Source organism: Paenibacillus sonchi (assembly GCF_016772475.1).
Classification (GTDB): Bacteria; Bacillota; Bacilli; order Paenibacillales; family Paenibacillaceae; genus Paenibacillus_AQ; species Paenibacillus_AQ sonchi.
The window spans coordinates 816,841-835,935 of sequence record NZ_CP068595.1; the positions used below are offsets into that span (position 1 = coordinate 816,841).

The following is a 19,095-nucleotide window of genomic DNA, read 5'->3' on the forward strand; positions in this document are numbered from 1 at the left end:
CAAAATAAATTAGCAAACTTATTCACCATCTCTTATGTTCTTTACGGTTTTATTCTCCAGTGAAAAATTAGAGTAGATTCTATCGCCACCTTTTCCAGTCGGAGCTTGCGGGAGAAACCCTACCTTAACGGCCTCTTCGACAGGTAAATTAAAGAATCTTGCCATATAAAACTGAGTACCTGTTAATGAATAATGAAAAGCAAAGGACTGGCCTACCCGTGTAATCTGAAGCCAAACGGAATTACTGTCGATATTATTTCCATTCGCATCGTCTGATAATGAATTTGTTACTACGCTCACAATGGCATGGGTATTGAAATCGGTAAGTTCGAAACACAGTTTTGCCCAAACATTGATGTCTTTCATTACCATGACTGAAGCAGAATCATAAATATCTTTAAAATCATGCTGTACCTTTACGCGCATAACAAAATCACCAGAAACCTCCGTGAAAAAAAACGGAGCGTTTGCGAGAGTGCTCGGGGTGGCCCCTTCTTCTGATACAGCTCCATTGTTGCAGAAAAAATCGCTATGCTCAGGCGCATACAATATCATTGCTTCATTCTCAAACCGGATGCTGCTTGGATTAAGCCAATTAAAGTTTTCAAAATCGGTCTGGCCCATTGGATTTCCCTCCTGTTTTTCCTAAATATGTACACACTATGATGATATCATCAAAGATCATTTAGTGAAGGTAAAAAGTTATCAAATTATTGCAGAATATTCTCATACTGGTGTTTTTCAAGGCGTTAATTTTAAAAAAGCCCTGATACATCAAGGGGTTCTTGATCATCAGGACTGACTATGTTGTGCTAAAACTATGTTCCAAACGGTGACAAGATGAGTTACAACTCACAAAATGGGTTCATTTCCGCTGAATGCCCCGCTGCCGCATCCCCTCAAACAGCAGGATGGTAGCCGCCATAGCGGCGTTGAGCGATTCGGCCCGGCCGGCCATCGGGATGATAATGCTCTTGTCGACGAGGGCCGCCGCCTGCGGAGAGATGCCCTGGCCTTCACTGCCGATCAGCAGCCACTGGCTGCCGTGAAAATCATGGGTGTAGCAGGATTCCACCCCCGTCAGCGAAGTGCTAACCACAAGGGCACCGCGTTCCCGGGCCTGCGGCAGAATGTCGCTTAGTTCCCCCTCAACTACCGGGAGATGGAACATAGAGCCCATCGTGGAACGGAGGGTCTTGGGGTTGTACAGATCGGCGCAGCCTTTGCCGAGGATTACGCCGTCTGCGCCTGCGGCATCCGCGCTGCGGATGATCGTCCCCACGTTGCCGGGGTCCTGGACCCCGTCCAGCACCATAACCCAGCTATCCCGCTTTACGAGGATAGTTTCCAGTCCCTGCTGCCCCTTGCGCACAATGGCAAATACCGGCTGCGGCGTACCCGTGCTGCTGCATTTGGCAATGACCGCCGCCGAAACGCCGATCACCTCCATGCCCTGCACGGACTGAAGCAGCGGCTTCAGCTCCGCAGGCATGCCTTTATCCAGATCATAGGCCAGGCATTCCACATCGGCTTCGGCCAGCAAAGCCTCCTGCACAAGGTGGATCCCTTCGATGATATACTTGCCTGCTTTGTCGCGGTGCTTTTTCTCCTGCAGTCCGGCCCATTCTTTTACCCGTGTATTTTGGGGTGACCTAATTTCCATAAAGTCCTACCTTTCTGTTCCTGCCCTGCCTATTGATACGCCATTTCCAGCTTGGTCAAATTGTCCTTCCGGCCAACGATAACCAGTACATCCCCTTCGGCCAGCCGGTCCTCGGCTCTTGGAGAGATATTCATTTCCTCGCCCCGGCGGATCGCCATGACATTGCAGCCATATTTGGCACGGATATTCAGCTCCTGCAGATTTTTGCCCAGCATCGTTCCGGAGACCTTCATATCCAGAATGCTGTAATCCGGCGACAGCTCGATATAATCAAGAATATTGGGCGAAGCCAGATGATGCGCCACCCGCATGCCCATATCCCGTTCAGGATAGATCACTTTGTCTGCGCCAATTTTGCTGAGCACCTTGCCGTGCAGCTCGCTTTTGGCCTTGACCAGAATCGCCGGTACGCCCAGGTCCTTCAGAATCAGTGTCGTTAGAATGCTGGCTTGAATATCTTCCCCAATCGCCACCACAACCACATCAAAGTTGCGGATACCCAGTGCGCGCAGCGCCTCTTCATCGGTGGAGTCTGCGGATACGGCATGGGTTACAATGCCCGAGATTTCCTGCGTGCGCTGCTCGTCAGCATCGATCGCCAGCACATCGAACCCCATACCGCTGAGTGCCTTGGCGACACTTGAGCCGAAACGCCCCATTCCGATAACGGCGTATTGTTTTTTTGCAGCCATATCTGTACCTCCCGTAGCAATTTGCATCTCACACAGTATAGCATAAGCCCACCCAAACTTGAATTTCCCCTGCACTTTCAGGGCACATTATAACGAGGCAATAGAAGCTGATCTTTAGAATTTAATCTGAGCGGCCAGCAGCCTCTCCGGATGAATAACCACTATAGTGAAGGAGGTATTACTCATGCCGGTTACCATTGATTTGCGCCAGGCGATTATCCATAAGGTGCACGGACAATCCGAAGCCGAACTGCGGGAGATGATTGAAGGCTCGGTGGACGGGCCGGAAGCGGCGCTCCCTGGACTTGGTGCTGTATTCGAAATGATGTGGAAGGATCTGGATCACGCCAAGCAGGATGCGCTGGTCTCGATGCTGCATAGGCATTTAGAAAAAATCACCCCAGGGTCCATTACCTCCTAAGGAAGCGGGACGCATGGAGCTAGAAAACCTCCGCTATCTACGGTGCGGCACCGTAGGGCGGAGGTTTTTTTGCAAAAGCTTATTCGTTATTCGCAGCGGAACATCCGTTCACTTAAGGAGCAGTTTCCAGGAACTTCGCGGTCGGGTTCTTCTCCATCGCGGTACGCATCGCGTATTCGTTCTCGAAGAGCACCACATAGTTGCCTTTCTTGTCCGTAACGAGTGTGGAGTTGATGCGGAACTTGCTCGGGTCCGGCTTGTTCTCATCCACAATCCAGCGTGCGAACTGGTAGCTCATCCGCTGGAGCTGCACATCCACGCCATACTCGCCCTTCATGCGGTATTCGAAGACCTCGAACTGCAGCTGTCCGACTACGCCCAGCAGGATATCGTCGAAGTTGACCGTGCGGAACACCTGAATCATGCCCTCCTCGGTTAGCTGGTCGATCCCCTTCTGGAACTGCTTTGATTTCAGCGCGTTTTTGATGCTGACTTTGGAAAAAATCTCCGGCGAGAACGTCGGCAGCTCGTCGAACTCAATATCCCCGGCCTGGCTCAGCGTATCCCCAATGCGGAAAATACCGGGATCGAACAGCCCGATAATATCCCCCGGAAAAGCCTCCTCAACAATATCCCGGTCCTGGGCCAGGAACTGCTGCGGCTGGGACAGCTTAATATCCTTGCCCGCACGCACATGCTTGACACTCATCCCGCGCTCGAACTTCCCCGACACAATCCGCAGGAAGGCGATCCGGTCGCGGTGGGCCGGGTTCATATTCGCTTGGATTTTGAACACATAGCCGGTAAATTTCTCGTTCGTCGGTTCAACGTCACCAGCGTTGCTGCGGCGCGGCTCCGGCTTCGGTGCCAGCTCCAGGAAATTGTCCAGGAAGGTCTGCACGCCAAAATTATTAATCGCACTGCCGAAGAACACCGGTGTCAGCTCACCGCGCAGCACTTTGTCATAGTCAAAAGCATCTCCTGCCACGTCAAGCAGCTCCAGATCCTGGCACAGCTGGTCATGCAGGTATTCTCCGGCCATCTCGCGGATGATCGGGTCATTATAGCTTTCTACCTTTTGAACCTTAATTACAGAGTGGTCGTCGCCTTGGAACAGCTCTACCTGATTTTTCATCCGGTCATATACGCCACACAGCTCGCGTCCGCCCCCGATCGGCCAGTTCATCGGTACGGACCGGATGCCCAGCACATTCTCCAGCTCTTCCATCAGCTCGAACGGACTTTGGCCTTCGCGGTCCAGCTTGTTGATGAAGGTAAAGATCGGAATGCCCCGCTTCGCGCAGACCTGGAACAGCTTGATGGTCTGGGCTTCCACACCCTTTGCGACGTCGATCAGCATGACCGCACTGTCCGCAGCCGTTAAGGTACGGTAGGTGTCCTCACTGAAATCCTGGTGACCCGGAGTATCCAGAATATTCACCCGGTGATCCATGTAGTCAAATTGCATCACGGAGGACGTTACCGAGATTCCGCGCTGCTTCTCAATTTCCATCCAGTCACTTGTCGCATGCTTGCTCGCTTTGCGGGCCTTAACCGACCCTGCCAAGCGGATCGCGCCGCCGAACAGCAGCAGCTTCTCCGTCAATGTTGTTTTCCCCGCATCCGGGTGGGAAATGATCGCAAACGTTCTGCGTTTGTCCACTTCCTGTTGCAGCTTCTGATCCAGTGCCTTGTTCATTGCACATATCCCTTCATATATAAATTCCTGCTTCTCTTCCATTGCCGGTTACCCATCAAATCGGTGCTCTGCTCATTTGTACAAATCCCTTCATCGGTGAATTTTCCATTGCCTACAGTACACTTACAGTTACATCTCCGCTTCTGTTGAAAGCATCCTTCTCAGTATAACAAAATCAGGTGGAGATTATCTACATCTAAGCGGGGGAAGGTAAATTATCTTGGGTTGTATAAGAGTGAATAGATTTGGCTGGAGCTGTAACTCCAGTGGATGGTTTGATTTCGGATCACTGTGCCTACAGATTTCTTGATTTATACCGCTGCTCCCAGTGAAAATCCGCAGACAAAGGCGGACGTATTTGCTCCTACAGTTCAAACTTCCCCGCCACCACGTCTGCCTTTTTGTAGTCCTTTTGTTCAGCTTATATAATAATAAATATTTTAGCTTTTATGGCGGACAAGCTCCTCTTTTCCAGTCATAACTTCAATCAGAATTGCTGAACCAAGCTTGAATCCGTGTTGAAATGCTGCTCTAGTTTGCAGGGAATCCGATTGAGCACATAGATAAAGCAAATCTTCCAACTCTTCAAAATCCTGCTCCGTAAGTTTCGTTTTCCACTTCTCGACTGCTTCGGTTATTTTTCGATTTAATAGGCGGTACTCCGGATCTGTGGAGATAACCGTTTCATCTGGAGAGATATTTCCGTAGTAAAGTTCTTCTAGAATCGACTTCATTTAGCTTGTTCATCCTTTTCATATGGAATCGCAACTCCTTGAAAGAAGTACCGGCACATGTTAGGATATTTATGCAGTCTGCCTTTCAGGTGTGATTGCGTGGGGGAAGTGGCGTCGTTCTTTTGCGGGGATGCGCCGCTTCTTTTTATTTTTCTTTGGACAAAAGCAACTTCACTCCCTGTCTTATCGCTTCAGTTCGAGAGAGATTATGCTTGGCACAATATGCGCTTAAGGCTACGTTCATCTCTTCGTCAAAGCGCACTTTAATACTAAAATTCTTAGGGTTGTCTGCTTTTGGCCGTCCGGTTCGTGGACTCAGCTTGATCACCTCACTTTTTGCACTCCGCAAATTCAACATTATATTTTGCACTCCGAAAAGTCAATTTAGTTGATCATTATCCGCTTAAAAATCCCCCTGCAGCCTCTGCAGGGGGATTCCCTTCACACCATATATCATTTACAGAATGAACTAGCTGTTAGCCTGCCACACCACATTGTCCTCATCCTGTCCGTTGACCGGCCACCAGTGGAAGCCTTCACGGGCCAGCAGCTGGTCGGCTTCAACCGGTCCCCAGGAACCAGCCGGATAGGAGGCCAGGTCGCCGGTGCCTTCCCTCCAAGCCTGAGCAATACGGTCCACAAAAGACCAGGCCGACGACACTTCATCCCAACGGGTGAAGTAGGTCGAATCGCCGCGTGCCGCATCATGCAGCAGGCGCTCGTAGGCTTCCGGTGAGTTGATGCCTACCATGCAGCTCTGGCAGAAGTCCATGGCGAGCGGCTGGATTTCCGACTCCGAGCCCGGCTTCTTGGCGTTGATCTTCACGTATATGCCTTCCATCGGATTCACGCGAATGACGAGGAGGTTTGGTTCGAGCTTATGCTTTTGGCCCAAATAGACGTTGGTCGGCATACCCTTGAACTCCACTACCACTTCTGTTGTCTTCACAGGCAGGCGTTTACCGGTGCGGATGTAGAACGGTACACCCGCCCAGCGGAAGTTGTCCACAAATACACGGGCCGCAAAATAGGTCTCCGTATTCGACTCCGGATCAACCTTGTCTTCCTGGCGGTAAGCCGGGAGGGTTTTGCCTTTGTAGAGGCCTTGCGTATATTGTCCGCGCACCACATTCTCATGGACTTCCCCGGAGGAAGCGTAAGGCCGCAGTGAACGAAGCACTTTAACCTTCTCATCACGGATATCTTCAGCCAAAAGACGGCTTGGCGGTTCCATCGCGATCATCGTCAGCAGCTGCAGCATATGGTTCTGGCCCATATCGCGCAACGCACCGGCATGGTCATAATATCCGCCGCGTTCTTCCACACCAACGGTTTCACCGAGGGTAATCTGGATGTTGGCAATATGCTTGTTGTTCCAGAGCGGTTCGAAGAAAGCATTGGCAAACCGGATGACTTCAATGTTCTGCACCATTTCCTTGCCCAGGTAATGGTCAATCCGGTAAATTTCCTCTTCCTTGAACACCTGGCGGATCTGCTCATTCAGCTGTTCAGCAGATTCCAGATTGTAGCCGAACGGCTTCTCGATGACAAGACGGTTCCAGCCCCGGGTCTGCAGCATGCCGCCAGCCTTGAGGTTGAACGAGACACTGCCGAACAGCTCGGGAGCGAGGGCGAGATAGAACATCCGGTTCCCCGGAATCCGGAACTTCTCTTCCAGTGCTTCAGTCTGCGCGTTCAGCTCACGGAAGCCTTCAATATTGTTGATGTCCAGAGACTTGTATTCAAAATGCTGTACGAACTCATTCCATTCGGATGCATCCCCGCTTGGTAGCGGCAGAATTCCTGAATCGACTCCTTCACATCTTCACGGAATTCTTCTTGGGTACGGGGACGCCGAGCCACGCCAATGACCGCGAAATCATGGGTCAGTTTGCCTTCACGGTACAAACTGTAAATCGCCGGGAAAAGCTTGCGGCGGGCTAGATCTCCGGTGGCCCCAAAGATAAAGAATACAGCACCGGGTGTATGCAGTGCATCAAGGGTTTGATTTTCAGCCATGGCTCCTCATCTCTCTGTATGTAATATAGTTGACAATCATTCTCAACGCCAAACAGTTCATAAAAAACGTACGACGGCGTGATGTCATTTTATCATATCCGTGGATAGGATGCTATCACATTCCTGACAGTTTTTCTCGGGATTTCGCAAATTTCCATTACTCTTTCTTATCTGGTTATGCACTCCCGCTTATAGGACTATGAAGCCTGCCATTCACACACATATTATAACCTCATGCCAGAGGCTCCGCAACGCGGTGCCTGCGTGTAGAGTTTTTGACCGGGATGCCCGCCCTAACCTCTAATATCACATCACGGTACGCCTAACTTTCATCCATTCACATTGCAAGCACAACAAAAAACCGTCCACAGAGATTAAATCCGCGCAACGGCTTATCTGAAAATTAAATCTGGCATACCTTCTGCAAGAACCCATCCGCTTGTATATACATGCTCAATATTCAATAGTGATCAAAGGCAACCCTATCGTTACCCGGTTGGCATTATTGTTCCCGTTCGTATGAACCGCAAGCTGGAGAGCAAGGGCATGGCTGCCGCTGCGGACTGTGCGTTCAAGCCCTGGCACACTGTAGGAGCGGCTGTATGTAGTGTTATCTTCGTAGCTTTCTTCCGGGTTCATACCGGGGAGCTGCTCCTGGAGCGATTGCTCTATGGAAAATAGTGCATCCCCCGCGCCGCCCTGCTCCTTCGCGGCACCCTGCAGCGAGGCGTTCCACTCCGCTGCAATTCCGGCTTGCAGCAGCTTCTGCCCGGCAGACGCCGCAGCGGCCGGAAGCTCCGGCGTCTGCCGCAGATCTGCCGTCTCGAAGGTTACGATCACATAGCTGCGTCCGCCTCCCAGCTCGCTCCAGAACAGCGAGACCTTCGCCCCGGCGAGAGCTGCAGCTGCGCGGGAGGTCATATGCCCGTCTTCGTCTGACGTGCGGACCGGCCCAAGCCCGAGCTTTCCGGCAAGGCGCTCTGCCGCAGCTCCAGCGGATGCACCGGATGCACCGCTGGTTTCACCTTGCCACTTCAATACGAGCCGGAGCGGGGAATCCGGCAGAGTGGCTGCACGGCCAAGTGCAGTTAGCATTGAGAGGGAACCAACAAGGCCTTCATCCTCAGACCCCGCCGGGGATGAAGCTTCGTGGGCTGCGGCGGAAGAGGGGCGGACTTGTGCCTGAACCAGGTGGGAGGAAGCTGCCTGGAGAAAGACCGGATGAACGGCTGAACCTGAGCCTGTATGTCCCTCAACCGCAGACGACAGTTGTACGGAGGAACCGGCTCCCTCCGGGCTGCGGAACCCGGCCATAAGCGCCGCCGCTATGCCGAGCCCTATCAGCAGGATTGCTCCTTTGCCTGCACCTCTGCTTGTTCCTCTGTTCCCCATCTTCCATCTTCCTCTCTATCCGGTCTAGTAATCTACTAAACAGGATAACCAGGAAGAAAGATTATATACCTAGCAGCTATTCTGCAAGTCCGTTTTTATAGGCATAAATAGCCGCCTGGGTGCGATCCTCCACACCCAGCTTGGCGAGAATATTCGTCACATGGAATTTCACAGTCTTAATGCCGATGATCAGCTGGTCAGCAATATCCTGATTGGATCTGCCCTGAGCCAGCAGCTTGAGCACTTCCATCTCGCGTTCGGTAAGCTCCTTGTAGGCTGGCGCTTCACTGCTCTTGGCATTGGAGCGGAAGCGGTTCATCATTTTGGAGGCGACCTGCGACTCCAGCACGGACTGGCCTCTTGCGGCTGCACGGATTGCATCCGCCACTTCGCTGGCCCGCGAGGTCTTCAGCAGATAGCTGAATGCGCCGGCCTCAATCACCGGATACATTTTCTCATCGTCCAGATAGCTGGTCAGCACAATGACTTTGCAGTCCGGGTACAGCTTCAGAAGCTGCCTCGTTGTTTCAATCCCGTCCATGCCATCCATCACCAGATCCATCAGGACCACATCTGGGTTGTATTCCTGGGCAAGCCGGATGCCTTCTTCTCCGCTTCCGGCTTCGCCCACCACTTCTATTCCATCCTCGGTGCCAAGCACCGCGGCAAGACCAATCCGGACCATTTCGTGATCGTCTACAAGCAGTACTTTAATTGCTTCCTCCATCTCCATGGCACCCTTGCCTCCTATTCGTTGACTAATGGTACAGTAATCTCGATCCGCATGCCTTTACCCGGAGCGGTAATGAACTGGATCGAGCCCCCGGTCTCGTTAATCCGCTCCTGCATATTCGACAGGCCGTAGGATGTCTGCTTGCTCTCATCCATCTCGAAGCCGACCCCGTCATCCCGCAGGGTGAGCCGGACGGTATCGCCCCGGCGGTGCAGCCGGATCTCCATCTTCTCCGCCTTGGCGTGGCGGAGTGTGTTGGAGATTGCTTCCTGCACGATGCGGAACAAGTGATTCTCCACACCCTTCATCAGCTGCACATCCGGGTCCATTTCGAATACGATGTCGATCGGAATCTTGATCTCCAGCTCCTTGATCAGCTCCTGAAGTCCCTCCCGCAGCCCTTTCCCCTCCAGATAGACCGGACGCAGGTGCAGCAGCAGCGCGCGCATCTCGGACTGGGCAACGGCCGACATCTCTTCAATCAGCGCAATTTGCCGCTGTGCCTTGTCAAAATCCTTTTCCAGGGTCCGTCCTACCGCTGTTGCTGTCATGGAGATGGCGAACAGCTGCTGGGACACGGCATCGTGCAGTTCCCGGGCCAACCGCTGCCGTTCTTCCATAATTGCGGATACACGGGCCTGCTCGGCCAGCTTGGCATTGTTGGTGGAGAGCCGCTGCAGCGTGTTCACCTGGTTCTCCCATTTGCCGCTGATCCGGCTGAGCTGCCCGCTGAGCCTGCCCAGCTCATCATTGCCAAGATCCGGCATAGCCGGAGTCAGATTTCCTTTTCCCAGGCCACCAGGGTAGCCCGCAGCCGCTCCAGCTTCCGTTTGGTGCGAAACCCCTGGTAGAAGCCAAAAACAATACCGAACACCACAGGCAGCAGAATTAGCGTCACCGCTGTTCTTACGCCGATTTTCCAATCCTCAAACGGCTGCAAATATCCATATGTATACATAATGTACAGGATAACGAGCAGCATGACCAAAGAGAACAGAGCCCCCTCACCCATGCTGCGCGTAACCATATTGCTGCTTTTTTTGCCCATGCCGGGAAGCTCTCCTTCTTGGTTAAGTGTCAGGGCCGCTTAGTCTGCCCGCACATCCAGGTCACCCATTAGATAAGAAATATTAAATTTCACTTTCTGCTCACAGCTGTCGTAGTTAGCCGACTTCCAGTTCAACCGGTTCAGCATACCCGTATCGCGGTGGCTGCCGAACTCAATAGAGCCGAACAGCACGAAAGCCTCGATCTCCACCCCGTAATCCTCGGACAGATGAATATCCGTGTCGCCAAAAATCCCCTGGAACAGCATCACCGTCTCCCGGTCCTCTGCCATTGCCAGCGACAAATCAATATCTGCCTCCCCCAGCACATGCCAGGCACTCAGGCTGCGCATGACCCAAGGTGACAGATCCCAGTCAAATCTGGACGAGAAGCTTTGCTTCTGCATAAACCCGCCCCTGCGCTGCATCCGTCTGGATTTCACAAAAAACATCCCCAGAGAGATCAGGCAAATTCCGAGCACCAGCAGCAGATGATCCAGCATCAGCAGCACGGCCCCAACCCCCAGGAGCTTATACCCCTGCTTGACCTTGCCCGACGTTGTCCGGTAAATCCCGAGCAGCAGGAACAGAAGCGCGACAATGGAGAAAAATCCGAGCCATCTGCCAAATATCATTAAGCAGCCGACGCCGATCAGTCCAATGGCAATCATACGGTTCCGTTTATCCATTTCGCACCTCCTATATGTTTTGCGGAGCAAAACTCTCTTCGTAAGCATGTTATAACTGTATTTCCTACCATTAAAAAGTCCCAAATTTGCTCAAAAGCCAAGCTAATTGTACTCTCTACACTTAAAAAGACTGCAATTCAGTAAATAAGCGACTTTAGCCAATTTTAACTGCACAAAATACATCTAACGTTAAAAGCACGGGGTTCCCCACCCTTTTAACTGCAGAAAATACAATTAGTTAGGATGCCTTAAAGCTAGATGGGGTCTATCTGTGGTTCAACCTAACATTGAATTGCAGGGTTCATAAGGTTCTGCAGCGTTGCCCGCATCCCGCTATAAAAGCCATACCGGTATGGAAGATCCATACCGTATGGCTTTACCTTGATCAGCATATCATATCTGCCTATTGTTTAGGAACAGGCTTTATTACTCTTTTTTATCCAATGAAGGAGAAGATGGAGTAGTGTTCAGCTTGCTCTTCAGTGCGGCGAGCTGTTCTTCCACTTTCAGCTGCTTTTCGGCATCAACCGGTTTGCTGTATGCTGTTGCCGAAGGGCTGTAAGGTGCACGCAGCACATCTGCTTCTGCTTCAAGCTGCATGATTTTTTCTTCCATGCGGTGGAATCCCAGGGACGCGCTGCCGCTCTCGATGGCATGAACACTGCTGATTTGCGACATTTGCTTTTTGGCCTTGGCCATTTGCGCACGGGATACCAGCTCGTTGCGTTTGTTGCGCAGCTTGTAGAATTCATCCTTCATATCATGAAGCTGCTGCACCAGTTCCTTAGCTTGAACCTCTGCCTGAGCGTGAAGCTCGCTGTATTCGGCATGCTTCTGGTCAAAGTAGATTTTTTCTTCCAGCAGCTTGCGGGTAACTTCCTCCTGGCCATTCTTCAGTGCCAGTTCAGCTTGAGCGGCACGTTGTCCGGATACTTTTGCCGCTTCCTCAACACGCTGCTTCATGCGGCGCTCATTGGCCATCTGCTTCGCTACGGTTACCTCAGCTTCGTGAATTTCAGCCTCCATATCGCGCAGATATTGGTTCAGCATTACGATTGGGTCCTCTACCTTATCCAGCAAGTCATTTACCGACGCCTTTGTCATATCCTTAATCCGTTGAAATACTCCCATAATTTACACTTCTCCCTTCTCGTATTTAGAAAGTTTTTGTTTGAGTTCTTCTACTTCTTTTTGCAATGCCTTCTTCTCAATGTCCTTCATCATGGCATCAATACCGGAGTCTTGTGCCGAATAAGCTCCCGCTTTGTCATAACCGGGGTTGTAGCCCGGCTGGCTGCCGTAAGGGCCGTAGCCGCCTTGTCCTTGAGGACCATAAGGTCCTTGCGGTCCGCGTCCATGCTCAGGTCTGCCTGCGTATGGGCCGCCATAAGGGCCCCCCGGTGCGCCGGGCCCAGGTCCGAAAGGATTATACTGGGTCGGCTCCTTGGGAATAATAAACGCTGCGATGAAGTACACCAGAATGGTGGTTCCGCCGGTAAAAGGAATGCTGACCAGCAGCAGAATCCGGAACAGCGTGGAGTCGATGCCGAGCGTCTCGGACAATCCACCTGCCAGCCCTGTCATCACCTTGTCTCGGGTTGAACGATACAATCGGGTCATAGAACTACTCCTTTCCATCGTTGTTCAGCTTCTCCTTCAGGCGGGCCATCTCTCTTTCGAGTACAGTCGCCACGGTTTCTCCAGCCTGAATAGCGTATTCCTGCCCCATGCGGCGCAAATCGCGCAGGCTCTTCGCCTCCAGCTCCCAATCGCTCATCCGGTCTTCCAGCCGGCCGAACATCTTGGGAACATCACTGCCATTGCCATAAGCTGTGGCTCTTTGGTTCATGCGCTGCTGCAGCCGCAGCGACTCCATCCGTGCTGCATAATACTGGCGTTTGCTGTAGACCGTCTGATACTCCATTTTCAGCTCGTTGAGTTGGCTCTCAAGCTCAAAAAGTGATTGCTGGCTCTGCTCCAGCAGTCCGCTGTACTGCTCCAGCTTTTCCTCGTGAATGATCTTCTCCTGCAGCGCCAGCTTGGCCAGATGATCCTCGCCCGCCTTCAGCGCCAGCAGTGCCTGCTCTTCACGTTTGTTCTTCATGGCTGTCGCCTGATTGACCTGCTGCTGCAATTGCTTCGTATGGGCTGCATATTGCTGGTACAACCGCTCAGCTTCGGTGATTTCCTCACGGGTTGAATGTAGAAATTGATCGATCAGCTTCACCGGGTCCTGGCTTTGTTCCAGTCGTTCATTCAAGTTAGCTACGGTAATATCCCTCATGCGGCGAAAAACACTCATGATTTCCTGCTCCCTCCCTGCTTCTTATTAAGTAATCTTCAGATGCTTAATATGTTCCATTTCTTCTGCCCTTCAGCACCGAGATGCCCCAAACCACCAGCGCGATACCGAGCAGCGGTCCGATGATCCAGGCAAGCTTGGCGATCAGGGACATGACACCGATGAACATTACCACCCAGCCGATAATCTTGCGTCCGCTTTTAATTCCGTAGTACCCGAGAACAACCAGCAATACCGGGAACAAAATTCTGAACATTCCATGGATCAGCGGAAGGGCAATCCCCATCAGCATAATCGCTCCAAGCACGATCAGAACAATCGCAAGTCCGTTACCTTGTCTTCTTTGCATTTTTTCTCACCGCCTTTCGTTAACCTTGAACCTTATAGCCTTATTCTAGGGCAATCCGCAGACTTCTAAAACAGACCGGGGACGGTTTTGTGTACTGGACCTTAGTCGGGGAGGCTATGGGACTGCAGGCTACCGGGCTTACGTTAGGCAGGAGTTTCACATTACTCTCCGCACTGTCAACTTTCAGTTTGCGTAATACTTCACCGTTGTACATAATTATGGAAGTAAAGAGGCCTCATCTTTAAACACCCCTTAATCGGACTCCAGCAACATGCGGCTGAACAAAGGAGCATAACCTATGAAAACGCTATTGATCGTAGAGGACGACCGCAGTCTCAATAAAGGCATCGCCCTGACCCTTGCCCAGAATGATCTGGCTATACAGCAAGCCTATGATATCACCTCAGCGGAGCAAATCCTCTCTTCTAATAAGATTGATCTTATCATCCTGGATATCCATCTTCCCGACGGAAGCGGACTGGACTACTGCGAGAAGATCCGCAGAACCTCCCAGGTGCCGATTATCTTTTTGACTGCGAATGATATGGAACCGGATATCGTTACAGGGTTTGAGCTTGGGGGCGATGACTACATTACGAAACCTTTCAGCCTGATGGTCCTCCGGGCCAGGGTTATGGCCGTCCTCAAACGAACCGCCTCCCGCGGCGAGGACAAAATAACACTCGGTCCTTTAAGCTTTGATTTTGGAAAACTGGAATTTTATAAAAATACGGAACAACTCATCCTTAGCAAAACCGAACTGAAGCTGCTGAAAATTCTGGTGGCGAACCCCGGTACGATTTTAACCAGAGAACAATTAATCGACAGGATCTGGATGCAGGAGGCGGAGTTTGTGGATGAGAACGCCCTGACAGTTGCCGTCAAACGTCTGCGTACCAAGATTGAGGATGAGCCTGCGGCTCCGAAATACATAAAAACAGTCTATGGCCTGGGGTATATGTGGGCGGAGAGGCCAAATCTATGACCAGCAGTAAATATGTCCGCAGCTTCAAACGGTACAACCTCGTTTTTTCAGTAATCTTTTTGCTCCTGGTATCAGGTTATGCCGGTACAGTCTCCTTTCTGGAAGGGGAACACCCGGCACTCTTGGAACTGACAGTCCTCTTCGTGTCCTGCATGCTGCTCCTGGGAGGCGTAAGGAACTGGACACTGCGGCGGCAAATTACAAGCTTCATGGATTCTGTTGATGAAATGGTGGACCGGGCGATTCATGGGCGGGAGAAAATGACCCATTTCGACGAGACCAGCCTCTCCTCCCTGGAGCATAAGTTATGGCGCTACATTGAGATCAACAAAGCGAATGAGCAGAATCTGGAAACCGAAAAGAACACCATCAAAGAGCTGATCTCCGATATCTCCCATCAGACCAAAACCCCTCTCTCCAGTATCATGATGTACAGCCAATTGCTTGCCGAAACGCCGGAACTCAGCGGCAATACCCGGCTTCTGCTGAACGAGATAGAATCGCAATCGGAAAAGCTCGAATGGCTGATTACCTCTCTGGTCAAACTGTCGAGACTGGAAGCGGGCATGATCACGCTGCAAAGCACTGCCAGTCCCGTAATTGAGACAATTACCCGGGCCGTATCGCATATTTACACCCGTGCAGAGAGCAAAGGAATCGGCATTCAGATTAAATGCGATCCGCTGACGAAAGCCCGCCACGATCATAAGTGGACAAGCGAAGCACTGTTCAACCTGCTGGAGAATGCAGTCAAGTATACAGAAGCAGGCGGCACCATCAGGATTTCAGCCGAAAGCAATGAGATGTTTACACGGATTGATGTTTCCGATACGGGAATAGGGATTCAGAAGGAGGAGCTTAGGCATATCTTCAAGCGGTTTTACCGGGGATGTAGCGCCAGGGATTACGAAGGCATCGGGATCGGGCTTTATTTAACGCAGAAAATTATCAGCATCCAGGGAGGTTTTATTACGGCGGCATCCGAGGTAGATAAAGGAACGAAGCTCTCGATTTTTCTCCCCAAATCTAAATGTGTCAATACCGACAGATTTCAGACACAACCCGGTTAGAATGGTCTGGTATCTTAAGGAACAACCAAAGAGATGGAGGAATGACCTACCCATGCCTATTTTGAAAATCGAACATCTGAAGAAATACTACGGAAAAGATCCGCAGACGACGGTAAAAGCACTGGACGATGTCTCGCTATCTGTGGAGAAAGGGGAATTTCTGGCCATTGTCGGCACCAGCGGCAGCGGAAAAAGCACCTTGCTGCATATGCTGGGCGGCCTGGACCGGGCTACGGCAGGCAAGGTTATAGTAGACGGGAACGATATTTTTGCGATGAGCGATGAGAAATTGACGATTTTCAGACGCCGGTCGGTCGGATTTATCTTTCAGAGCTATAATCTTGTCCCGATCCTGAATGTGCTCGAAAACATATTGCTTCCCATAGAGCTCGACGGCGGCAGAATCGATCAGGCGTATCTGGACGAGGTGATCCGCGCCTTGGGCCTTCAGGAGAAGATCCACAATCTGCCTTCCAATCTCTCCGGCGGCCAGCAGCAGCGCGTGGCTATTGCCAGAGCCCTGGCTACCAAACCTTCTATTATTCTGGCGGACGAGCCTACAGGCAATCTCGACAGCAAAACCAGCCAGGAGGTGCTGATTCTGCTGAAGCAGATGAGTGAGAAATTCAATCAGACCATCGTTATGATCACCCACAACGAGTCTATCGCCCAGACCGCCGACCGCATTATTCGTATTGAAGACGGACACATTGTTTCGGGCAGCACTGCCTCCAGCGGAGCAAATCCGCTATGATCAGCACAAACAACCGCAAGATTGTGACCCGTCTCTCCCTGAAAAGCTTGAAGGCCAGTCCGATGCGCAATGTGGCTGTAATCTGCGCTGTCATCCTGACGACCCTGCTCATCACTTCCATTTTCACAATGGTTCTAAGCCTTAACAAATCGATGGAATTAACCCAGATGAAAACCGTAGGCTCCGATTTTCACGGAGGCTTCAAATATCTTACCCCGGCACAGGCGGAAACGCTGAAGAAACATTCCTCCATACGGGAATACGGCGTTTCACTGAATGCAGGCGACTTGCGGAATGAGGTGTTCAAAGACAATCAGGTAGAAGTTAAGCAGATCGACGAATCTTACGCCAGGCACAGTTTTGTTAACTTTATTGAAGGCGGGCTGCCTGCCGCAGAAAATGAGGTTGTGCTGAACACCTGGGTGATGGATAAGCTCGGCATCCCGCATGTGCTGGGCCAGAAGGCCACTCTGGATATTGATATCGGGGAGCGTGTGGTTCGGCAGGATTTAATTGTGTCGGGGTATTATGAGGCGGACAAAAACTTGTCGATTGCAGGACTCGCCTTCGTCTCTGAGGCTTGGGTGCAAAAGAACCTGTCCTCTATTGATCCGGTAAAGTCCAAAGCCAGCGGTTCCTACGTGAACACCACAGAGCTGAGCGTAATGTTCAGCAATGCCGTGGATATTGAAAAGAAACTGGACAAAGTGCTCGCGGATACCGGTCTGGATGTGCCGATCGGGATCAACTGGGCCTATACCACTTCGTCTCTCTCGGACAATATCATCAAAATGGTCCCTTATCTGACTGTCATCCTTATCATTATGCTGAGCGGGTATTTGCTGATTTATAATATTTTTTATATCTCGGTCGTACGGGATGTCAAATTTTACGGCTTGCTAAAAGCCATCGGAACTACGCCGAGACAGCTCAAGAAAATCATCACCATCCAGTCTCAACTGCTGTATCTGGCCGGCCTCCCCTTCGGGCTCGGTTTTGGTTACGGAATTGGCCGGTTGTTGTCTCCACTGCTGGGCTCCCTTTCAGACGGGCCTGTTGAAACCTCCTATTCCAATAGTCCGTGGATCTTTATCGGGGGAGCCGTTTTCGCCTACCTGACGGTTTGGATCGCCGCAAGCAAGCCGGGCCGGATGGCCGCGCGGATTGCTCCTGTGGAGGCCGTGAGGTTCGCAGGCGTAAGCGCAAAGCACAAGGTAAATAAACGTTCGAAACGCGGAGCAAAGCTGTACGGCATGGCATTCGCCAACCTCTTCCGCAATAAAAAGAAGCTGTTCCTTATGCTAACCTCGCTCTCCTTAAGCATGATCTTGTTCAGCATTATTTTTACCGTCATTTCTTCACTGGATGTCAATAAGTACCTGAGCACGTTTTTATCTGGAGACATGGTCATCCGCAATAAGGCGATCGTGCTGTCCGCAGGCGAGCAGTCCGGTGATCCCTATAAGCTTTCGGGGCCTTTCATAGACGCGCTCGGCAAGATTGATGGAGTCGAAAGGGTGGACAGTGTCTATTTTAAATTTGAAAACTACACTATAGATGATACGATACGCGCAGCACTGAAGCCAATGGTTGAGACTGCTCCACTTGAACCGGCTCTTAAATGGGTTCTTAATAATAACTCCATTCAGCTCGATCTGTACGGCATTGATGCCGGCTGGTATGACCTGGTGCAGAAAGATGTCCTTGAAGGCAGCTTCGATCCACAGAAATTTGCCTCTGGAAATTATGTGCTGGTGACTGAAACCAAGTTGTCAGAGGATAATTACCAATCTTATTACCATCCGGGTGACCATATTGAGTATAAGGGTCTTGGAAAGAGTTATGAGGTCATGGCCGTCTTAAATTATAATGCTCTATATGCTGCAACTACTCAATCCTACTCGGCCTATGGTTACAAAGCCTTCTTGCCCTCCTTAGAACTGACAAGGGAGCTGCCTGCCGGAAGCGGTCCGCCTATGGCTCTGTCGGCCACGCTTCACGCCGATCCGGCTAAGCTGGACAGTGCTATGCAGACCGCCAAATCCCTGGCGGCTTCAAGCGACGAACTCGTCTTCAAATCCAGGGAAGATTACAGGCAGGAGCTTGGCGGGTTCATCCGCATTTTCCAGACGGTAGGCTACGGCCTCAGCTTTGTCATTGCGCTGATCGGTGTCCTTAATTATATCAATACAGTGATTACCGGAGTCATTGCCCGAAGGAATGAATTTGCACTGCTGGAGAGCATCGGCATGACCAAGCGGCAGCTGAAAAAAGTTCTGGTGTATGAAGGGCTGTTCAATGTCCTTTTAACAGTGTCCATCACCTCCACGTTAGGCGTATTTCTGACTTACAGTATTTCCAAAAGTATCGCGGACAGCATGGCCTTTACCGTCTTCCATATGGGCTGGCTGCCTTTCATTCTGGCCGTTCCGGTCCTGGCTGCTATTGCGTATACAGTCACCTTATCCTCCTACAGAATGCTGAGCAAGGACACAATTGTAGAAAGATTGCGGCAAACGGAATAGCCATTAGCTTCTTCATCTTGCA

Annotated in this window: 17 protein-coding genes and 2 pseudogenes; 5 read left to right on the forward strand and 14 right to left on the reverse strand. The window is 51.3% G+C overall.

Going from position 1 to position 19,095, the window contains the following annotated elements; all coding sequences use genetic code 11:
• Positions 1–18: 18 nt before the first annotated feature.
• The 3 genes from JI735_RS03705 to JI735_RS03715 all read right to left on the reverse strand — a co-directional run bounded on the left by JI735_RS03705 (position 19) and on the right by JI735_RS03715 (position 2,382).
• On the reverse strand, positions 19–624 hold the full coding sequence (locus tag JI735_RS03705; protein WP_039832915.1) for a DUF1349 domain-containing protein: 606 nt from the start codon (positions 622–624) through the stop codon (positions 19–21).
• 241 nt (positions 625–865) lie between these two features.
• The gene (locus tag JI735_RS03710) at positions 866–1,663 is read right to left on the reverse strand and encodes a TrmH family RNA methyltransferase (RefSeq protein WP_202677074.1); all 798 of its coding nucleotides are present in this window, start codon (positions 1,661–1,663) and stop codon (positions 866–868) included.
• Between the two features lie 29 nt (positions 1,664–1,692).
• Entirely contained in the window at positions 1,693–2,382 is a 690-nt protein-coding gene (locus JI735_RS03715; protein WP_325175574.1) for a potassium channel family protein, read from the reverse strand.
• Positions 2,383–2,539: 157 nt separating this feature from the next.
• On the opposite strand from JI735_RS03715, the gene JI735_RS03720 reads away from it, so the two are divergent.
• The gene (locus JI735_RS03720) at positions 2,540–2,776 is read left to right on the forward strand and encodes a small acid-soluble spore protein SspI (RefSeq protein ID WP_039835150.1); all 237 of its coding nucleotides are present in this window, start codon (positions 2,540–2,542) and stop codon (positions 2,774–2,776) included.
• A gap of 112 nt (positions 2,777–2,888) precedes the next feature.
• On the opposite strand, the gene JI735_RS03725 is transcribed toward JI735_RS03720, so the two are convergent.
• The 11 genes and pseudogenes from JI735_RS03725 to JI735_RS03775 all read right to left on the reverse strand — a co-directional run bounded on the left by JI735_RS03725 (position 2,889) and on the right by JI735_RS03775 (position 13,739).
• Positions 2,889–4,475 (reverse strand): peptide chain release factor 3, encoded by a 1,587-nt coding sequence (locus tag JI735_RS03725; RefSeq protein WP_039835157.1) that lies wholly within the window; start codon positions 4,473–4,475, stop codon positions 2,889–2,891.
• Positions 4,476–4,915: 440 nt separating this feature from the next.
• Positions 4,916–5,209, reverse strand: a complete 294-nt coding sequence (locus JI735_RS03730) for a DUF6809 family protein (protein WP_039835149.1) — start codon at positions 5,207–5,209, stop codon at positions 4,916–4,918.
• Between the two features lie 469 nt (positions 5,210–5,678).
• Positions 5,679–7,228 (reverse strand): annotated as a pseudogene (gene zwf / locus JI735_RS03735) (glucose-6-phosphate dehydrogenase).
• Positions 7,229–7,681: 453 nt separating this feature from the next.
• Complete coding sequence (locus JI735_RS03740) at positions 7,682–8,620, reverse strand: YwmB family TATA-box binding protein (protein WP_039835148.1); 939 nt, start codon at positions 8,618–8,620, stop codon at positions 7,682–7,684.
• A 76-nt stretch (positions 8,621–8,696) separates the two neighbouring features.
• Positions 8,697–9,353: a response regulator gene (locus tag JI735_RS03745; RefSeq protein WP_020430985.1), complete on the reverse strand. Its 657-nt coding sequence runs from the start codon at positions 9,351–9,353 to the stop codon at positions 8,697–8,699.
• Positions 9,354–9,367: 14 nt separating this feature from the next.
• Positions 9,368–10,401: pseudogene (locus JI735_RS03750) on the reverse strand (sensor histidine kinase).
• A 39-nt stretch (positions 10,402–10,440) separates the two neighbouring features.
• Complete coding sequence (gene liaF / locus JI735_RS03755) at positions 10,441–11,088, reverse strand: cell wall-active antibiotics response protein LiaF (RefSeq protein ID WP_039835145.1); 648 nt, start codon at positions 11,086–11,088, stop codon at positions 10,441–10,443.
• A gap of 426 nt (positions 11,089–11,514) precedes the next feature.
• A complete protein-coding gene (locus JI735_RS03760; RefSeq protein ID WP_020430982.1) occupies positions 11,515–12,219 on the reverse strand; it encodes a PspA/IM30 family protein in 705 nt (234 codons plus the stop codon).
• 3 nt (positions 12,220–12,222) lie between these two features.
• Positions 12,223–12,708, reverse strand: a complete 486-nt coding sequence (locus JI735_RS03765; RefSeq protein ID WP_039835144.1) for a PspC domain-containing protein — start codon at positions 12,706–12,708, stop codon at positions 12,223–12,225.
• A 4-nt stretch (positions 12,709–12,712) separates the two neighbouring features.
• Complete coding sequence (locus tag JI735_RS03770; protein WP_039835143.1) at positions 12,713–13,390, reverse strand: PspA/IM30 family protein; 678 nt, start codon at positions 13,388–13,390, stop codon at positions 12,713–12,715.
• A gap of 46 nt (positions 13,391–13,436) precedes the next feature.
• Positions 13,437–13,739 carry an A22B family peptidase gene (locus tag JI735_RS03775; protein WP_039835142.1) on the reverse strand — a complete coding sequence of 101 codons (303 nt, stop codon included), beginning with the start codon at positions 13,737–13,739 and terminating at the stop codon, positions 13,437–13,439.
• A gap of 298 nt (positions 13,740–14,037) precedes the next feature.
• On the opposite strand from JI735_RS03775, the gene JI735_RS03780 reads away from it, so the two are divergent.
• Genes JI735_RS03780 through JI735_RS03795 form a run of 4 tightly spaced genes read left to right on the forward strand, consistent with a single transcriptional unit; the run spans position 14,038 to position 19,073 of the window.
• Entirely contained in the window at positions 14,038–14,724 is a 687-nt protein-coding gene (locus JI735_RS03780; protein WP_039835141.1) for a response regulator transcription factor, read from the forward strand.
• The gene (locus JI735_RS03785; RefSeq protein WP_202677076.1) at positions 14,721–15,794 is read left to right on the forward strand and encodes a sensor histidine kinase; all 1,074 of its coding nucleotides are present in this window, start codon (positions 14,721–14,723) and stop codon (positions 15,792–15,794) included. The genes JI735_RS03780 and JI735_RS03785 overlap by 4 nt, the downstream gene beginning before the upstream one ends.
• 52 nt (positions 15,795–15,846) lie before the next feature.
• A complete protein-coding gene (locus JI735_RS03790; protein WP_039835139.1) occupies positions 15,847–16,548 on the forward strand; it encodes an ABC transporter ATP-binding protein in 702 nt (233 codons plus the stop codon).
• On the forward strand, positions 16,545–19,073 hold the full coding sequence (locus tag JI735_RS03795) for an FtsX-like permease family protein (protein ID WP_039835138.1): 2,529 nt from the start codon (positions 16,545–16,547) through the stop codon (positions 19,071–19,073). Before JI735_RS03790 ends, JI735_RS03795 begins: the two co-directional genes overlap by 4 nt.
• Positions 19,074–19,095: the final 22 nt, after the last annotated feature.

Coding starts and splice junctions, on each gene's coding strand:
- JI735_RS03725 (WP_039835157.1), bottom strand. CDS start 4,475: ATGAACAAGGCACTGGATCAGAAGCTGCAACAGGAAGTGGACAAACGC.
- JI735_RS03705 (WP_039832915.1), bottom strand. CDS start 624: ATGGGCCAGACCGATTTTGAAAACTTTAATTGGCTTAATCCAAGCAGC.
- liaF (WP_039835145.1), bottom strand. CDS start 11,088: ATGGATAAACGGAACCGTATGATTGCCATTGGACTGATCGGCGTCGGC.
- JI735_RS03780 (WP_039835141.1), top strand. CDS start 14,038: ATGAAAACGCTATTGATCGTAGAGGACGACCGCAGTCTCAATAAAGGC.
- JI735_RS03770 (WP_039835143.1), bottom strand. CDS start 13,390: ATGAGTGTTTTTCGCCGCATGAGGGATATTACCGTAGCTAACTTGAAT.
- JI735_RS03740 (WP_039835148.1), bottom strand. CDS start 8,620: ATGGGGAACAGAGGAACAAGCAGAGGTGCAGGCAAAGGAGCAATCCTG.
- JI735_RS03720 (WP_039835150.1), top strand. CDS start 2,540: ATGCCGGTTACCATTGATTTGCGCCAGGCGATTATCCATAAGGTGCAC.
- JI735_RS03730 (WP_039835149.1), bottom strand. CDS start 5,209: ATGAAGTCGATTCTAGAAGAACTTTACTACGGAAATATCTCTCCAGAT.
- JI735_RS03765 (WP_039835144.1), bottom strand. CDS start 12,708: ATGACCCGATTGTATCGTTCAACCCGAGACAAGGTGATGACAGGGCTG.
- JI735_RS03745 (WP_020430985.1), bottom strand. CDS start 9,353: ATGGAGATGGAGGAAGCAATTAAAGTACTGCTTGTAGACGATCACGAA.
- JI735_RS03790 (WP_039835139.1), top strand. CDS start 15,847: ATGCCTATTTTGAAAATCGAACATCTGAAGAAATACTACGGAAAAGAT.
- JI735_RS03785 (WP_202677076.1), top strand. CDS start 14,721: ATGACCAGCAGTAAATATGTCCGCAGCTTCAAACGGTACAACCTCGTT.
- JI735_RS03795 (WP_039835138.1), top strand. CDS start 16,545: ATGATCAGCACAAACAACCGCAAGATTGTGACCCGTCTCTCCCTGAAA.
- JI735_RS03775 (WP_039835142.1), bottom strand. CDS start 13,739: ATGCAAAGAAGACAAGGTAACGGACTTGCGATTGTTCTGATCGTGCTT.
- JI735_RS03760 (WP_020430982.1), bottom strand. CDS start 12,219: ATGGGAGTATTTCAACGGATTAAGGATATGACAAAGGCGTCGGTAAAT.
- JI735_RS03710 (WP_202677074.1), bottom strand. CDS start 1,663: ATGGAAATTAGGTCACCCCAAAATACACGGGTAAAAGAATGGGCCGGA.
- JI735_RS03715 (WP_325175574.1), bottom strand. CDS start 2,382: ATGCAAATTGCTACGGGAGGTACAGATATGGCTGCAAAAAAACAATAC.